The sequence below is a fragment of the Pseudomonas sp. PA-7-1E genome (assembly GCF_021605325.1).
Taxonomy (GTDB): Bacteria; Pseudomonadota; Gammaproteobacteria; order Pseudomonadales; family Pseudomonadaceae; genus Aquipseudomonas; species Aquipseudomonas fluorescens_BV.
Genome location: NZ_WKFA01000023.1, coordinates 45,350 through 61,823, shown reverse-complemented (window position 1 = coordinate 61,823; position 16,474 = coordinate 45,350). Strand labels below are relative to the sequence as shown.

Here is a 16,474-nt window from a genome sequence, read left to right as displayed (position 1 = left end):
CTTGCTCGCGAAAAACGACAACGATAACGCGGGCATCCTGAATGAACGCGGAGCCTGAGGTTTTTTCGCGAGCGAGCTCGCTCCTACAAAGGGCCAATCCATGTGTAGAGCGGTGTGTCGCCGCCGCTGGCCACCTTCACGTTCGCGCTGTGGCGCAGACGCACCAACAGGCGCTTGCCCGCCCCGGCATCGCCAGCCAAGCCTTCGAGTTGGTCGAGCAATTCCAGGCCATTGAGTTGCCCGGCCTTGCGTAGCAAATCCTGGGCGTTCTGCCACAGGTCTTCGTTCTGTTTGACCGGCGCCGCAGCCGGTGCGCTGGGCGTTGGAGCGGCCTGCAGTTGAGCGCCTAATCGCGCCCAATCGCCGTCGTCCAGCTCCAGGGTCAAGTCCACCGGCAACTCACCGATGGTTCCACGAATTCGCAACATCGTCCTTACTCCTGCATTTTTCTGACGGGCATGCTCCCATGCAGCTTGCGCAACACCAAGCGGGCGGTCAAACTCTCGGATCAATTGTTATAAGATCACATAACAAAACTTTCATCCTGGAGCCCTCTCATGCGCCGTTTGCTGCTTGCTTTGCCGTTTGCCCTGCTGCCACTGGCTGTCGCTCATGCTCACGAAGACCACGACCACGAGCACGGCAGCCTCGGCGCCCATGAACATGGCGTCGGGCGCCTGAATGCCGTACTGGACGGCCAGGCCCTGGAGCTGGAACTGGACAGCCCGGCCATGAACCTGGTGGGTTTCGAACATGCCGCCACCAGCGCCGCCGACAAAGCCAAGGTCGCCGCCGTACGCAAGCAGCTGGAAAATCCATCGGCACTGTTCAACCTGCCCAAGGCCGCAGGTTGCGTGGTCAGCAGCCAGGAACTCAACAGCCCGTTGTTCGGTGACAAACCAGAAGCCGAGCATGACGACGATGACCACGCCACCGATGGCAAGGGCGCAGCCGCCCACAAGCATGATCACGACCACAGTGAAATCCACGCCCATTACCAGTTCACCTGCGCCACGCCGGCGGCCCTGGGCAACCTGGACTTGAGCCAAGTGTTCAAGACCTTCCCCGCCACGCAGAAAATTCAGGTACAACTGATCGGCCCTAGCGGTCAGCAAGGTGTTGAAGCGACGGCCACCGCCGCCACCCTGAAGTTCTGACTTGAAAGCACAGTCCCTGTGGGAGCTGGCTTGCCTGCGATACAGGCGATGCGGTGCAGCAGGCACACCGTAGCGATGCCATCGCGGGCAAGCCAGCTCCCACAGTGGATCGGCGCCATTTTCGACTACCAGGCGACACTGACTTCCCATGACTCAAGCGTTAATCGAACTGTCCGACCTGGGCTTCAACTGGCCCGGTCATCCGCAGTTGCTGGACATTCCCGCGTTCCGCCTGGAACCCGGGGAAACCCTGTTCCTCAAGGGCCCGAGCGGCAGTGGCAAGACCACTCTGCTCGGGCTGTTGGGAGGCGTGCAGAAATCCAGCCAGGGCAGCATCCGCCTGCTCGGCCAGGAGTTGACCGAACTCTCGGCCGGTGCTCGTGACCGTTTCCGTGTGGACCACACAGGCTATATCTTCCAGCAGTTCAACCTGCTGCCGTTTCTGTCGGTGCGCGAGAACGTCGAGCTGCCTTGCCACTTTTCCAAGCTGCGCGCGCAACGGGCCAAACAGCGCCACGGCAGTGTCGACCAGGCCGCGGCGACCTTGCTCGCACATTTGGGTTTGAAGGACCAGAGCCTGCTGGAACGCCGTGCCGATTCGCTGTCCATCGGCCAGCAACAACGGGTGGCCGCTGCCCGAGCGCTGATCGGACAACCGGAACTGGTGATTGCCGACGAACCCACCTCGGCCCTGGACTACGACGCCCGCGAAGCCTTCCTGCAGTTGCTGTTCGCAGAATGCCGCGAAGCGGGCGCCAGCCTGTTGTTTGTCAGCCATGACCAGAGCCTGGCGTCGCTGTTCGACCGCAACCTGTCGCTGGCCGAACTCAATCGCGCCGCCATGCCCGCAGAGGTTTGAGATGTATCTGTTCCGTCTAGCCATGGCCAGCCTGGCTAACCGCCGCTTTACCGCGATCCTCACCGCGTTTGCCATCGCGCTTTCCGTCTGCTTGCTGCTCGCGGTGGAGCGTGTGCGCGTCGAGGCGCGCAACAGTTTCGCCAGCACCATCAGCGGCACCGACCTGATCGTCGGCGCTCGTTCCGGCTCGGTCAACCTGCTGCTGTATTCGGTGTTCCGCATTGGCAACGCCACCAACAACATCCGTTGGGACAGCTACGAGCACTTCGCCGCCAACCCTCAAGTGAAATGGGCGATCCCGATCTCCCTCGGCGACTCCCATCGCGGCTACCGGGTGATGGGCACCAACGAATCCTACTTCGAGCACTACCAGTACGGGCGCAAGCAAAACCTCGAGCTGGCCAGCGGCCGCGCCTTCGCCACCGACCCGTTCGAGGTGGTGCTCGGCGCCGAAGTGGCCGACGCGCTGCATTACAAACTCGGCGACAAGCTGGTGCTGGCCCACGGCGTGGCGGTGGTCAGCCTGGTCAAGCATGACGACAAGCCGTTCACGGTGGTCGGCATTCTCAAGCGCACCGGCACGCCGGTGGACCGCACGCTGCATATCAGCCTCGGCGGCATGGAAGCGATCCATATCGACTGGCACAACGGTGTGCCGGCCCAGGGCAAAGGCCGCATCAGTGCCGACCAGGCGCGCAATATGGACCTGACGCCGCAGGCCATTACCGCGTTCATGCTCGGCCTGAACAACAAGATTTCCACCTTTGCCTTGCAACGGGAGATCAATGAATTCCGTGGCGAGCCAATGCTGGCGATCCTGCCCGGTGTCGCGCTGCAAGAACTCTGGAGCATGATGGGCACTGCCGAAAAAGCCTTGTTTGTGATCTCGCTGTTCGTAGTACTGACCGGTTTGATCGGCATGCTCACCGCGATCCTCACTAGCCTTAACGAGCGTCGCCGCGAGATGGCGATCCTGCGGTCGGTGGGTGCGCGGCCTTGGCACATCGCAACGCTGCTGATCTTCGAAGCCTTTGCCCTGGCCTTGTCTGGCGTGTTGGCGGGCCTGGGGTTGCTGTACCTGTGCATAGCCGCATCACGGGGTTATTTGCAGGCCAACTACGGTCTGGACCTGCCGATGTCGTGGCCGAGCGAATATGAATGGACGTTGCTCGCCGGTATCCTGGCAGCCGCCCTGTTGATGGGCAGCGTGCCCGCGTGGCGCGCCTACCGCCAATCTTTGGCCGATGGCCTGTCCATCCGTGTATGAGGAAGGCTTCGATGCGTCGTGCCCTGTTTGCCCTGTTGTTGTTGATAGCCGTGCCTGCCTGGGCGCAGGAACAGCCCAAGGATCTGTCCTGGCAGGAGATGATCCCGCCGGATGCGCCACCTGAAGTGCCCAATATGAAGCCGCTGCACGACCTGTCGAACATGGCCGATGCCTTGTCCGTCGAAGCCGCGCCGGCGGCCAAGCAGGACATGCCTAACGCGCCAGTGGTACAGAGCCTGGACGGCCAGCACATTCGCCTGCCGGGGTATATCGTGCCCCTGGAAGTCAGCGAAGAAGGCCGCACCACGGAGTTTCTGCTGGTGCCGTATTTCGGCGCCTGTATCCATGTGCCGCCACCGCCGTCGAACCAGATCGTGCATGTGAAAAGCGAGGTGGGGGTGAAGCTCGATGAGCTGTATCAGCCGTACTGGATCGAAGGCGCGATGCAGGTCAAGCCATCGTCCAGCGAATTGGCCGATGCCGGTTACCAGATGGATGCCCAGAAGATTTACATGTACGAGCTTGAGGAATAACTCCACACACCGAAGCTCCCACAGGTTTAGATCAGTGGCGCAAGTGACTGATCACCCTTTCATTGAGCTGAGTCAAAAGACCGTACGGAACGATCTTTACCATTGGACGTACAACTTTTAAACGTCCTTTGGAGCTCCCATGAACAAGTCTCTGCTCGGCGCGTCCCTCTTCGCGCTCGCCCTCGTCGCCCCCGTCGCCCACGCTCACCAGGCGGGCGATATTCTGGTTCGCGCCGGTGCAATCACCGTGAACCCGAAGGCCGACAGCAGCAGCGTCAAGGTTGACCAGGGCCCATTGGCCGGCACCAATCTGGGCGGCAAGGCGACCATGAGCAGCGACACCCAACTGGGCTTGAACTTCGCCTACATGATCACCGACCACGTCGGCATCGAATTGCTCGCGGCCACACCGTTCGAGCATGACGTGAAGATCAAGAACACCGCCCTGGGCGCCGCCAATGGCAAGCTCGGCACGCTGAAGCACCTGCCGCCGACCTTGAGCGTCGTGTACTACCCGCTGGACCACAAATCCGCGTTCCAACCGTATGTGGGCGCCGGTATCAACTACACCTGGATCTACGACGAGCACGTGGGCAGCCGCGCCGAACAGGCTGGTTTCAGCAACTTCAAGGCCGAGAACTCCTGGGGCTGGGCTGCACAGATCGGCGCCGACTACATGATCAACGACAAGTGGATGATCAACGCCCAGGCGCGCTATATCGACATCAGCACCAAGGCGACTGTGGATAACAACGCGCTGGGCCAGGGCACTCGGGCCAAGGTCAATGTGGATGTAGACCCGATGGTTTACATGGTGGGTATCGGCTACAAGTTCTGAGTTCGGTTTAAGCCACACCGCATAACCCATGTGGGAGGGGGCTTATGTGGGAGCCGGGCTTGCCCGCGATGCAGACACCACGGTGTATCAGTGATACCCAGGTGATGCTATCGCAGGCAAGCCAGCTCCCACATAAGTCCCCTCCCACATTTTGGTTTTGAGGGTGTCAGCTATGGCGGTAGAAGCGATCCAGAAGCGCCGGCAAGCCTGCCCGCCATGCCCTGGGCTTGATGCCGAAGGTGTGGAGGATTTTCTTGCAGGCCAACACCGCATGCTGCGGTTCATCCGCCGCATCCGGCCGCGCTGCGTGAGCCTGGGCGGTGGGGGACTCGATGGCCAGCGGATGGAAGTTGCGCGCTTCAGTCAGAATCGCCTGCCCCAGCGCCAACGGGGTAGTCGCCTCGTGGCCGGCGTAGTGGTAGGTGCCCCACAGCGGCGCAGCGCAATCGAGTTGCTTGAGCACCGAGATGATCACCCGCGCCGCATCGTCCACCGGCGTCGGGTTGCCCCGGCGGTCGTCGGCCATCAGTAGCTCGTCGGCGTTCTCGGCCCGGGCCAGAAAGCGCCCGAGCGTGCCGTCGACGCTGTCATCGAGCAACCAGCCAAACCGCAGCAGCACATGCTGCGGGCACGTAGCGCGCACGCTTTGTTCGATACGCCACAACGCCTGGCCGCGCAGGCCCAGGGGCACCGGCTCGTCTTTCTCGCTGTAGGCCGTGGCGCGGGAGCCATCGAATACGCGGTAGCTGGACGGTTGCAGCAGGGTGATGCTGTGATGCTGGCACAGCTCGGCCAGGCGTTCGATGGCGAACTCCTGGGCGGCCAAGCGGGTTTCGCTCACGGCTTCGGCCTGGAACCAGTCGAAATAGTAGGCGAGGTTGATCAAGGCATCGGGACGGGTGTCGTCGAGCAATTGGGTGAGGCTTGCGGCATCCCAGCCGTCTTGGGGCGGTTTGGGGGCGAGGAAACCGATGTCTTCCTCCGCACCGAGGCGAATCAGCGCCTGCCCGAGGGCATTCCCGCCGCCCAGTAACATAAGGCGCATTCGCATAGATTGAGCAGGCCCGGTCTGTTTGGAACGATGGTTATTATCGACAGGCATGTGCGCCTTGCCGTAGGTAGTTGCCAGAATCGTTGCATTTTGCGGGTTTGTAGCGCAACCGTCACGGATAAAGTGCGGGGTTGCAACTTGGCCCCGCCGGTTGCATATAGGGTGAATGAACCTTCCCGAATCAACGGACAAGGGTTTGCACGGCTTTCACCCCGCCGTCAGCACTTGGTTCCGTAGTACCTTTCCTTCGGTGACCAACGCCCAGGCCCAGGCGTGGCCGTTGATCCGCCAGCGCCGCTCGACGCTGATCGCCGCGCCCACCGGCTCCGGCAAGACGCTGACGGCCTTCCTGGCGGTGCTGGACGACCTGGTGCACCAAGGCCTGGCCAACGGCGGCGAACTGCCGGACCAAACCCTGGTGGTGTATGTGTCGCCGCTCAAGGCGCTATCCAACGATATCCAGATCAACCTGCAAAACCCGCTGGCCGGCATTACCGAACATCTAGAGAAACGGGGGCTGCCGCCGCTGGTAATCCGCACCGCTGTGCGCACCGGCGACACCCCGCAAAAAGACCGCGCCCAGATGCGCAAACGCGCACCGCATATCCTGGTAACCACTCCTGAATCGCTCTACGTGCTGCTTGGCTCGGATTCCGGCCGGCACATGCTCGCCAGCACACGTACGGTGATCGTCGATGAGATCCACGCCATCGCCGCTGGCAAGCGCGGCAGCCACTTGGCCTTGAGCCTGGAGCGCCTGCAAGGGCTGTGTGCCGAGCCATTGACCCGTATCGGCTTGTCGGCCACGCAAAAACCCATCGAAGCCGTCGCACGCTTTTTAGTTGGCACCGAACGTGATTGCGCCATTGTGGATATCGGCCACGCCCGCCCCCGTGACCTGGCGATCGAAGTGCCGCCGGTGCCGCTCTCGGCGGTGATGGCCAACGACGTGTGGGAGTTGGTCTACGATCGCCTCGCGCAATTGGCCCGTGAACACCGCACCACCCTGGTATTCGTCAATACCCGACGCCTGGCCGAACGCCTGGCCCGGCACTTGAGCGAGCGCCTGGGCAAGACCGCCGTGGCCGCTCACCACGGCAGTCTGGCCAAGGAGATGCGCCTGGATGCCGAACAGCGCCTCAAGGCCGGCGAACTGCAAGTGTTGATCGCCACGGCGTCCCTGGAGCTGGGGATTGATATCGGCGAAGTGGACCTGGTGTGCCAGATCGGCTCACCCGGTTCCATCAACGGCTTCCTGCAACGGGTCGGCCGTTCCGGGCACCAGGTCGGCGGCACGCCCAAGGGGCGCCTGTTTGCCACCACCCGCGACGACCTGATCGAGTGCGCCGCGCTGCTCGACTGCGTGCGCCGTGGAGAGCTGGATACCTTGCATATTCCGGTGGCACCGCTCGATGTACTGGCCCAGCAGATCATCGCCGAGGTCAGCGCCCAGGAATGGCCGGAACAGGCGCTGCTGGCGCTTATCCACCGCGCCGCGCCTTACGCCGAACTGGATGAACGCCACTACCAGGCCCTTTTGCAGATGCTCAGCGAGGGCTACAACGGCCGCCAGGGCATGCGCAGCGCCTACCTGCACCGCGACGCCGTGGCCCACACCCTGCGCGGCCGCCGTGGCGCCAGGCTCACGGCGGTAACCAGCGGCGGCACGATCCCCGACAACGCCGACTACAGCGTGTTGCTGGAGCCGCAAAGCCTGAATATCGGCAGCGTCAACGAAGACTTTGCGGTGGAAAGCATCGCCGGGGATATCTTCCAGCTCGGCAATACCTCCTATCGCATCCTGCGTGTCGAAGCCGGCAAGGTGCGGGTCGAAGACGCCCAGGGCCGCCCCCCGACCATTCCGTTCTGGTTGGGTGAAGCGCCCGGGCGCAGCAACGAGTTATCGGTGGCCGTGGCCCGCTTGCAAGGGCAATTGGACAGCTTGCTCGGCGCCACGCCCGGCGACCTGCAACCGGCCCTCGACCGGCTTACCGGCACCCTGGGTCTCAATGTCGCCAGCGCCGACCAACTGTTGGATTACCTCGCCCGGTCGCGCCAGGCCCTGAGCGCCTTGCCGTCCCAGGACACATTGATCATGGAACGGTTTTTCGATGCGTCCGGCGGCACCCAACTGATCATCCACACGCCGTTTGGCAGCCGCATCAACCGCGCCTGGGGCCTGGCCTTGCGCAAGCGCTTTTGCCGTACCTTCAATTTCGAGTTGCAAGCGGCGGCCAGTGAAAATGCCATCGTGCTGTCGTTGTCCACCAGTCACAGCTTCGCGCTGGATGAGGTGTGGCGTTACCTCAACAGCAACAGTGCCGAGCACATCCTGATCCAGGCCGTGCTGGATGCGCCACTGTTCGGTGTGCGCTGGCGCTGGAATGCCGGCGTGGCCCTGGCGCTGCCGCGTTATACCGGCGGGCGCAAGGTGGCGCCGCAGATCCAGCGCATGAAGAGCGAAGACCTGATCGCCAGCGTATTTCCCGACCAGATCGCCTGCCTGGAAAACCTCTCCGGCGAACGCGAAATCCCCAACCACCCGCTGGTGGAGCAAACCCTCGACGACTGCCTGCACGAGGCTATGGACAGCGACGCCTGGCTGGCGCTGCTGCGGCGCATGGAACGCGGCGACGTGCGGTTGATCAGCCGCGACCTGCCCGCGCCCTCGCCCATGGCCGCAGAAATCCTCAGCGCTAAACCCTATACCTTCCTCGACGACGCCCCCCTGGAAGAGCGCCGCACCCAGGCCGTGCTCAACCGACGCTGGAGCGACCCGCAGAGCACCGACGACTTGGGCGCCCTGGATGCCGACGCCATCGCCGGTGTACGCGAAGAAGCCTGGCCGGCGCCCAATGGCCTGGATGAAATGCATGAAGCGTTGATGAGCCTGGCGTGCATCGCAGCGGGCGAAGTTACGCCGCAATGGGCCCAATGGTTGCAGGCCTTGCGCAAGGCCGGGCGGGCCTATCAGTTGCCCAATGGAATGTGGGGCGCCGTAGAGCGCTTGAATTGTTTGCAGGCGCTGTATCCCAACGATCTGCCGTTGCTGCCGGGGTTCGATGAGCCCTGGTCCTTTGATGAAGCGCTGGTGGAAGTGCTACGTGCGCGCCTCAGTGGTTTTGGCCCACTGACCCTGGTCGAGATCGCAGCGCCCCTGGCATTACCGGTGGTGGCGCTTACCCAGGCCCTGGCACGCCTGGAACAAGAAGGCTACGTGCTGCGCGGTCACTTCAGCCCCGGCGTGGGTGAAGAACAATGGTGCGAACGTCATTTGCTGGCGCGCATTCATCGCTACACGGTCAAGCGCCTGCGCCGGGAAATCGAGCCGGTGGCATTGCAGGATTTCATGCGCTTTCTGTTCGATTGGCAACACCTGTCCCACAGCACCCGCGGCCAGGGCAGCGCCGTGTTGCCGCAAATCGTCGGCCAGTTCGAAGGCTATGCCGCTGCCACGTCAGCCTGGGACACAGACCTGCTCAGCGCCCGCATCAAGGATTACTCATCGACCTGGCTCGATGACCTGTGCCGCAGCGGCAAGCTGGTCTGGACGCGCCTGAGCAACAAGGCCGGCGCCATGGCATTGCGCAGCACCCCGGTGGTTTTGCTCCCCCGTAGCCAGGTAGCGTTGTGGAGCGGGCTGACCGAGCCTACCGACAGCACCACGTTGTCGCCCAAGACGCAGAAGGTCCACCTGGCCCTGCGCGAGCATGGCGCGCTGTTTTTCGATGAACTGGTACACGAGGCCCATTTGCTGCCCAGCGAGTTGGAGACAGCCTTGCAGGAATTGGTAGGCGCCGGCTTGGTGAATGCTGACAGCTTCGCCGGCCTGCGCGCCTTGACCACCCCCGCGAGCAAACGCCAGGCGCGCAGCAGTCGACGTGGGCGCGGGGCGTTTGTCGGCGGTATGGACGACGCCGGGCGTTGGGCCTTGGTTCGCCGCTCGGCGACCGCCGCCGGCGCGCATACGGCCGAGACCCTGGAGCATGTGGCGATGACCCTGCTGCGCCGCTATGGCGTGGTGTTCTGGCGGCTGCTGGAGCGCGAGGCGGATTGGTTACCGAGTTGGCGCGAGTTGCTGCGCACCTTCCATCGGTTGGAGGCGCGAGGCGAGATCCGTGGCGGGCGGTTTGTCAGTGGGTTGGCGGGAGAGCAGTTTGCATTGCCGGAGGCGATACCGTTGCTGCGCGAGGTGCGGCGGCGGCCCCATGATGGGAGTTTAATTGCGGTGTGTGGGGCGGATCCGTTGAATCTTGTCGGCACGCTGTTACCGGGAGCCAAGGTGCCAGCGGTAAGCGGTAATCGGGTTGTGTACCGTGATGGGGTGCCGGCGGCGGTGATGGTAGGGGGCAAGCAGCAGGTTTTGTTGGAGATGGATCAGCAAGCGGTGCAGGAGAAGTTGATCAGGCGCTGACCTTGAGGGCCTCATCGGGAGCAAGCCCCCTCCCACACTTGAAACGTGTTCACAAATCTCAATGTGGGAGGGGCTTGCTCCCGATGGGGCCAGAACAGCCACCTTCATCATTGAGACCTGGGCTGCTCCGTCAACACCACCGCATCCTGCTCATGCTCCTGTGCCACACGCTTAGGCAACAACACCTGCTGTGGATAAGTTTGCGCAAAATGCACCTCATCACAGTTATCCACAAGCTTTTTCAAACGCTGATTAAACGCACGGCTGACTGCGTATTGGCCACCCGAAACCGTGCGGAACTGCGCCGTGAGCACCACGCCATTGAGGTCCATCTTGTCCACCCCGAACACTTCCAACGGCCCTTGCAGGTTGTACTTGAGGAACACATCGTCGCGAATCGACTGGCCGGCCTCGCGGATTAGCTCCACGGCCCTGTCCACGTCAGTGTCGTAGGTGAACTGCACCGAGAAGAAGGCATAGGCAAATTGACGGGACTGGTTGGTGACCGCCTTGATCTGCCCGAACGGCACCGAATGCACAAACCCCTTGCCGTCACGCAGGCGCAGGGTGCGGATGGTCAGGCCCTCCACGGTGCCGGCGTGACCAGAGTCGAGCACCACCCAATCGCCGATGGACAGGGTGTCTTCGATAATGATGAACAGGCCAGTAATCACGTCCTGCACCAGTTGCTGGGAACCGAAACCGATCGCCAGTCCCACCACCCCGGCGCCCGCCAGCAACGGCGCGACATTGATGCCCAGATTGGCCATGGTGGTGATCGCGCAGATCACCACCAGGATGATCTTCACTGCATTGCGCAGCAGCGGCAGGATGGTTTTGACCCGGGTACTGGGCTGACGACTGGAGCGCTTATTCACCGGTGGTTTGAGGGCTTCCTGGATCGCGGTGTCGAGCACCACCCAGAACAGCCAGGTCACCAACAGGATCAGGCCGATGCTGCTGAGGGAATCACTGATGGCCCGGCCCACCGAGTTGCGCTGGGCGAATTCGAACAGCGAAACGCCCCAGATACGCCCGAGTATCTCGATAAACGCGATGGCCATGACGATACGCAAAATTGCGTGCAGCAAACTCAGGAAGCGTTCCTTGTAGGCACTGCTGCGTTGGATCGATACCTGGCTGCGGGACTTGAACAGGTGTTGCAGCACGGTGCTGAGAAACACCGTGCCGATCAGTAACAAGGTGGTGAGCAACGCGCAGCGCAGGGCCTCTTGGTTGTCGTCACCGGCACCGATCAGGTTGACCACCGACACCAGCACCATCAACAGAATCGGCCAGTACCAGAGCCCGGAAAACACCCGCAGCGACTGTTGCAATGCTGGATGTTTGAGACGCTGGGCCAACGGCCGATTGCGGATCAAATGGGCCACCGGCCGCCGCAGGCGTACCACCAGCACGCCAAAGATGACTGCGGCAAACAGGCCGGTAAACACGGCGATGCTGCTGGTGATATTGCCGCCCAACTGACGAGCGATTTGCGGGCTGGTCAGCGCATCGCTGAGGGCCGCGAGAAAGCCGATCAGGAACAGCGGCTTGGGGCAATAGTCACGAATGATCTGCACGGCAGACCGCTTGTGCCCGACGTTGAACATGACAATGACGCACAGCAACAGCGAGGTGGAAAAGATGCCACTGCTGGTGGCGTAGGCAAAACACAGTGCCAGGGCTCGGCCGACAGACGCAGGTAAAAAGTGACTGACATAAAGGGTCAGCGGCAGGCAGATCAGCGCTGGAATCGTGTAGGGCACCACATAGCCCAGCAAGCCTTGCAGCCGTTGACGCCGCGCAAGGAACGGGCGGCGGCTCGTGCGTTGCACAACCAGACGCCCAAGCATCGTCAACAGGGTAAAGGCACCGGCCCACACGCCGGACAACAGCAGGAAATCGCCGGCCACGCTCCAGGGCGAGCGTGCGGCTGTCTGGTCTACCAGGCGTCCGACTTCGTCTGCGGCGCGATCAGCACGCAGGCGCCAGGCGTCGATGAGGTTCTGGTCGAGGTCGAGCTTGTTCTGCACGTCGTCGATGCTGGAGCTGATGGCCCCGAGCAACCCGCCCTCCACCAGCAGCTCCGGCTTGGCCGGTGTGTCGGCAGCAGGCGCAGAGGCCGCGGCCTGCAATGCGCCATTGCCGCAGAGCAGCAGCGCGCCGAGCAGTAATGCAGTCTTTAAATTCAGCAAAACAGCAAGCTCCTTCAGCAGGGTCTGTAAGGAACTGACGAGCTGGGGCCTTTATCGTTCCCTGCATTTGCAATGCCCCTCCCGCATTTCACCCCTATTACCGCCTGTAGGAATGTGGAAACTTTCAGCCAAATAGCGCAGTCATCCCATAACGGAGGTCACCTCACCCACCATCCACGGGAGTAAACATGGCGGCGATTCACATCGGCATTTCCGGCTGGCGCTACACGCCCTGGCGCGGGGACTTTTACCCCGAAGGGCTGACCCAGAAACGCGAGTTGCAGTTTGCGTCACGCGCCGTCAACAGCATCGAAATCAACGGCTCGTTCTACGCGCTGCAAACCCCCAAGCGCTACGCCGAGTGGTATGCCGATACGCCCGAAGGTTTCCTGTTCAGTGTCAAGGCGCCCCGTTTCATCACGCATATCCTGCGCCTGCGGGACGTGCACAAGCCGATGGCGAATTTCTTCGCTTCCGGCGTGCTGGAACTCAAAGAAAAACTCGGCCCCATCCTCTGGCAGTTTCCGCCCAGCTTCAAATTCGACGCCACGCTGTTCGAAACCTTTTTGGCTGAATTACCTACCGATACCCAGCAGGCAGCCGCCCTCGCCCGCCAGCATGAGCCACGCCTGAACGGCAAGGCGAGCATGAAGGCCTATGCCAAGAAGCCTTTGCGCCATGCCGTGGAGATTCGCAACAAGAGTTTTGCCGTGCCGGAGTTCATCCAATTGCTGGATAAGCACGGTGTGGCGCTGGTGGTCGCGGACACTGCCGGCAAGTGGCCGTACATGGAAGACGTGACCGCTAACTTCATGTACCTGCGCTTGCACGGCGACAAGCAGTTATACGCCAGCGGTTATAGCGCCGAAGCGCTCCAGCGCTGGGGTGACCGTATCGAGCGCTGGGCCCATGGCAAGCAGCCAGCCGATGCACACCTCGTCGACCCGCACCACACACCCCGCAGACGTAAACAGCGCGATGTGTTCTGCTTTTTCGACAACGACATCAAAGTTCGCGCCCCCTTCGATGCACGCCAATTGCTGCAACGTTTCGGGCTGGACCAACACCTGCTCACCGAACCTGGCCGGCTGCCGGAACCAGGAGTATTGCCATGACGCATCCAGAGCTGATCCCCACCCCGCGGACCACCGCCATCACCCGTTTCACGGTGCTGACGGTTAATATCCACAAGGGTTTCACCGCACTGAATCGCCGCTTCATCTTGCCCGAGCTGCGTGAAGCGGTGCGCAGCGTGGGCGCAGACATGGTGTTCTTGCAGGAGATCCATGGCACCCACGAACGTCATCCCCAGCGCTACAGCGACTGGCCAAAAATGCCGCAGTATGAATTCCTGGCCGACAGCATCTGGCCGCAATTTGCCTATGGGCGCAATGCGGTGTACCCCCATGGCGACCATGGCAATGCACTGCTGTCGAAATTCCAGATCATCCGCTACGACAACCTCGACATTTCACAAAGCGGCCATGAAAACCGTGGCCTACTGCATTGCGTGCTGCGCCTGCCGGGCAGCGGTCAGCAGGTGCACGCGATCTGCATCCACCTGGGCTTGCGCGAGGTGCATCGCCAACAACAATTGCGCTTGCTGGAACAACGTATCAGCGAGATTCCCGCCGATGCGCCGTTGGTGGTCGCTGGCGATTTCAACGACTGGCGGCAAAAAGCCGACCTGAGCCAAAGCGGTTTGCAGGAAGTGTTCATGCACACCCTTGGCAAACCGGCGCGCACCTTCCCGGCACGCCTGCCGTTGCTGCCGCTGGACCGCATTTATGTGCGCAACCTGACGGTGCACAACCCTCGCGTGCTCACCACTCGCCCCTGGTCCCATTTATCAGACCATGTGCCGCTGTCGGTGGAGGTTGAGCTATGAACGTTGCGGTAGACCATATCGCCACAGACCAACCGCCAGATGACAGCAAGGCGCGAGATCTGGATTACGGCTGGCAGAGCGGCAACCAGGTGGCGTTGCTGGAGAACGGCGAGGCGTACTTTCCTGCCGTGTTCGAGGCATTGCGCAGCGCCGAGCGCGAGATCCTGCTGGAGACCTTCATCCTTTTTGAAGACAAGGTCGGCTTTGAGCTGCACAGCATCCTCATCGAGGCGGCCAAGCGTGGGGTAAAGGTGGTGGTCAGCCTCGACGGTTTTGGTTGCGGCGAGCTGAGCCCGGGCTTCCTGCGGGAGTTGGCCGAAGCCGGGGTGATGGTGCAAATGTTCGACCCGGCGCCCAAGACCTTCGGCATACGCACTAACTGGTTTCGCCGCCTGCACCGCAAGATTGTGGTGGTGGATGCCCGCGTGGCGTTTATCGGCGGGATCAATTTTTCTGCTGACCATTTGGCGGATTTCGGCCCCGAAGCCAAGCAGGATTACGCCGTGCAGGTGATCGGCCCGGCCGTGGCCGACCTGCACCATTTCGCCCTTGCCCAAAGTGGCCGCCAGGTGCGCAGCCGTCGCGGTTGGCGGCGGCGCCAGCAGCGGCCTTCACCCTGGACGAACGAGCCAGGCGACGGCCTGGTACGCCTGATCTACCGCGACAATATCCAGCATCGTGACGACATCGAAGACGCGTATATCCATGCGTTGAGCCAGGCCCGGCAGCGGGTGGTGATCGCCAACGCGTACTTCTTCCCCGGCTATCGCCTGCTTCGCGAGATCCGTAACGCGGCGCGCCGTGGCGTGCAGGTGCAATTGATCATGCAGGGCCAGCCCGACGTGCTGTTGGCAAAACTGGCCGCGCGCATGCTCTATGACTATCTGCTCAAGGATGGCGTGGTGATTCACGAATACTGCCAACGCCCACTGCACGGCAAGGTGGCGCTGGTGGATGACGAATGGAGCACCGTCGGTTCGAGCAACCTGGACCCACTCAGCCTGGCATTAAACCTGGAGGCCAATGTGCTGATTCGCGACCGGGCTTTCAATCAGCAGCTCTACGAACGCCTGGAAGCCCTCGCCCACAATCATTGCCAGACCATGCCGGAAAAGCGCAAGCCACGCCTGTGGCTCTGGCGCTTGACCGTGGGTTTCCTGGTGTTTCATGTGATGCGCCATTTCCCGGTACTGGCCAGTTGGTTGCCGGCCCACAAACCGCGCTTGAAACCTTTTGAGGCCACGCCCCATGACGTCTGAAGCCCGCCCCCAAACGCAAGCCTCTGGGTTCAAGCGCTGGAAGAAACCGCTGACGATTGCGTTCTTCGTGCTGCTGATCGTGTTGTTTACCCTGCTCGCCCGGCGCATCGACTGGAGCGAAGTGTTCCAGACCCTGAGCGAGTTCAAGCTACGCACATTGTTCATCGCCGGCGCGCTGACGCTGTGCAGTTTTATCGTCTATGCCTGCTTCGATTTGATCGGCCGCACCTACATTCGCCAGCCATTGCGTTGGAAGCAGATATTGCCGGTGGGCATCATCAGCTACGCGTTCAACCTCAACCTCAGCGCCTGGGTCGGCGGCATCGCCATGCGGTATCGGCTGTATTCACGCCTGGGCGTGAGCACCAGCAATATCGCCAAGATCCTCGGCCTGAGCCTGGCCACCAATTGGTTCGGCTATATGGCGTTGGCCGGGGTGGTATTCAGCAGCGGGTTGGTGACCCTGCCGCCAGGCTGGAAGCTCAGCAGCGGCGCCTTGCAAGGCGTCGGGGTGTTATTGGTGATCGCGAGCCTGGGCTACCTGGCGGCGTGCCGGTTTTCGAAAAAGCGTGCGTGGTCGATTCGCGGTATCGAGATCAACTTGCCGTCGTTGCGCATGGCCTGTTTGCAGTTGGCCCTGGGTGCGTTGAACTGGTCATTGATGGCCGCGGTGATCTTTACCTTGCTGCCGGCCAAACTGGATTACCCACTGGTGCTGGGCGTGCTGTTGATCAGTGCGATTGCCGGGGTGGTCACCCATATCCCCGCCGGGTTGGGGGTGTTGGAGGCGGTGTTCATTGCGCTGTTGCAGCATGAGGCGTCGCGGGGGAGTTTGCTGGCCGGGCTGATCGCGTACAGGGCGATTTATTTTATCTGCCCGTTGTTGATTGCACTGGTGATGTATTTGGGGGTGGAGGCCAAGGCCAAGGCGTTGCGAGTGAAGAAGACAGCCTGATGAGGCGGTGGTGACTGTTGAATCGCTATCGCGGGCAAGCCCGGCTCCCACAGGG

The 16,474-nt window shown here is 61.9% G+C and carries 13 protein-coding genes; 10 read left to right on the top strand and 3 right to left on the bottom strand.

From position 1 onward, the window contains the following. Positions 1-83: 83 nt before the first annotated feature. On the bottom strand, positions 84-428 hold the full coding sequence (locus GIW79_RS16575; protein ID WP_054896938.1) for a hypothetical protein: 345 nt from the start codon (positions 426-428) through the stop codon (positions 84-86). 129 nt (positions 429-557) lie between these two features. Here GIW79_RS16575 and GIW79_RS16570 point away from each other — a divergent pair, with 129 nt between their 5' ends. From GIW79_RS16570 to GIW79_RS16550, 5 genes are all read left to right on the top strand, one after another. Then, the gene (locus GIW79_RS16570) at positions 558-1,157 is read left to right on the top strand and encodes a DUF2796 domain-containing protein (RefSeq protein ID WP_054896939.1); all 600 of its coding nucleotides are present in this window, start codon (positions 558-560) and stop codon (positions 1,155-1,157) included. Between the two features lie 148 nt (positions 1,158-1,305). Next, complete coding sequence (locus GIW79_RS16565; RefSeq protein WP_236453004.1) at positions 1,306-2,016, top strand: ABC transporter ATP-binding protein; 711 nt, start codon at positions 1,306-1,308, stop codon at positions 2,014-2,016. A gap of 1 nt (position 2,017) precedes the next feature. Beyond that, positions 2,018-3,283 (top strand): ABC transporter permease, encoded by a 1,266-nt coding sequence (locus GIW79_RS16560; protein ID WP_200583389.1) that lies wholly within the window; start codon positions 2,018-2,020, stop codon positions 3,281-3,283. An 11-nt stretch (positions 3,284-3,294) separates the two neighbouring features. Then, the gene (locus GIW79_RS16555) at positions 3,295-3,816 is read left to right on the top strand and encodes a DUF3299 domain-containing protein (protein WP_054896942.1); all 522 of its coding nucleotides are present in this window, start codon (positions 3,295-3,297) and stop codon (positions 3,814-3,816) included. A 139-nt stretch (positions 3,817-3,955) separates the two neighbouring features. Next, entirely contained in the window at positions 3,956-4,654 is a 699-nt protein-coding gene (locus GIW79_RS16550) for an OmpW/AlkL family protein (protein ID WP_014720136.1), read from the top strand. 166 nt (positions 4,655-4,820) lie between these two features. On the opposite strand, the gene GIW79_RS16545 is transcribed toward GIW79_RS16550, so the two are convergent. After that, on the bottom strand, positions 4,821-5,705 hold the full coding sequence (locus GIW79_RS16545; RefSeq protein WP_054896955.1) for a sugar nucleotide-binding protein: 885 nt from the start codon (positions 5,703-5,705) through the stop codon (positions 4,821-4,823). 166 nt (positions 5,706-5,871) lie between these two features. On the opposite strand from GIW79_RS16545, the gene GIW79_RS16540 reads away from it, so the two are divergent. Beyond that, positions 5,872-10,119 (top strand): DEAD/DEAH box helicase, encoded by a 4,248-nt coding sequence (locus GIW79_RS16540; RefSeq protein ID WP_236453002.1) that lies wholly within the window; start codon positions 5,872-5,874, stop codon positions 10,117-10,119. Between the two features lie 107 nt (positions 10,120-10,226). Here GIW79_RS16540 and GIW79_RS16535 read toward each other — a convergent pair whose 3' ends face one another. Beyond that, the gene (locus tag GIW79_RS16535; protein WP_236453001.1) at positions 10,227-12,317 is read right to left on the bottom strand and encodes a mechanosensitive ion channel family protein; all 2,091 of its coding nucleotides are present in this window, start codon (positions 12,315-12,317) and stop codon (positions 10,227-10,229) included. A 188-nt stretch (positions 12,318-12,505) separates the two neighbouring features. Between GIW79_RS16535 and GIW79_RS16530 the strand changes: the two genes are divergently transcribed. From GIW79_RS16530 to GIW79_RS16515, 4 genes are read left to right on the top strand one after another with little or no spacing between them, the layout of a single operon-like run. Then, on the top strand, positions 12,506-13,432 hold the full coding sequence (locus GIW79_RS16530) for a DUF72 domain-containing protein (RefSeq protein WP_236452999.1): 927 nt from the start codon (positions 12,506-12,508) through the stop codon (positions 13,430-13,432). After that, positions 13,429-14,205, top strand: a complete 777-nt coding sequence (locus GIW79_RS16525; RefSeq protein WP_236452990.1) for an endonuclease/exonuclease/phosphatase family protein — start codon at positions 13,429-13,431, stop codon at positions 14,203-14,205. Before GIW79_RS16530 ends, GIW79_RS16525 begins: the two co-directional genes overlap by 4 nt. After that, positions 14,202-15,464 (top strand): cardiolipin synthase ClsB, encoded by a 1,263-nt coding sequence (gene clsB / locus GIW79_RS16520; RefSeq protein WP_236452980.1) that lies wholly within the window; start codon positions 14,202-14,204, stop codon positions 15,462-15,464. The genes GIW79_RS16525 and clsB overlap by 4 nt, the downstream gene beginning before the upstream one ends. Continuing rightward, positions 15,454-16,419: a lysylphosphatidylglycerol synthase domain-containing protein gene (locus GIW79_RS16515; RefSeq protein ID WP_054896947.1), complete on the top strand. Its 966-nt coding sequence runs from the start codon at positions 15,454-15,456 to the stop codon at positions 16,417-16,419. Before clsB ends, GIW79_RS16515 begins: the two co-directional genes overlap by 11 nt. Positions 16,420-16,474 lie beyond the last annotated feature (55 nt).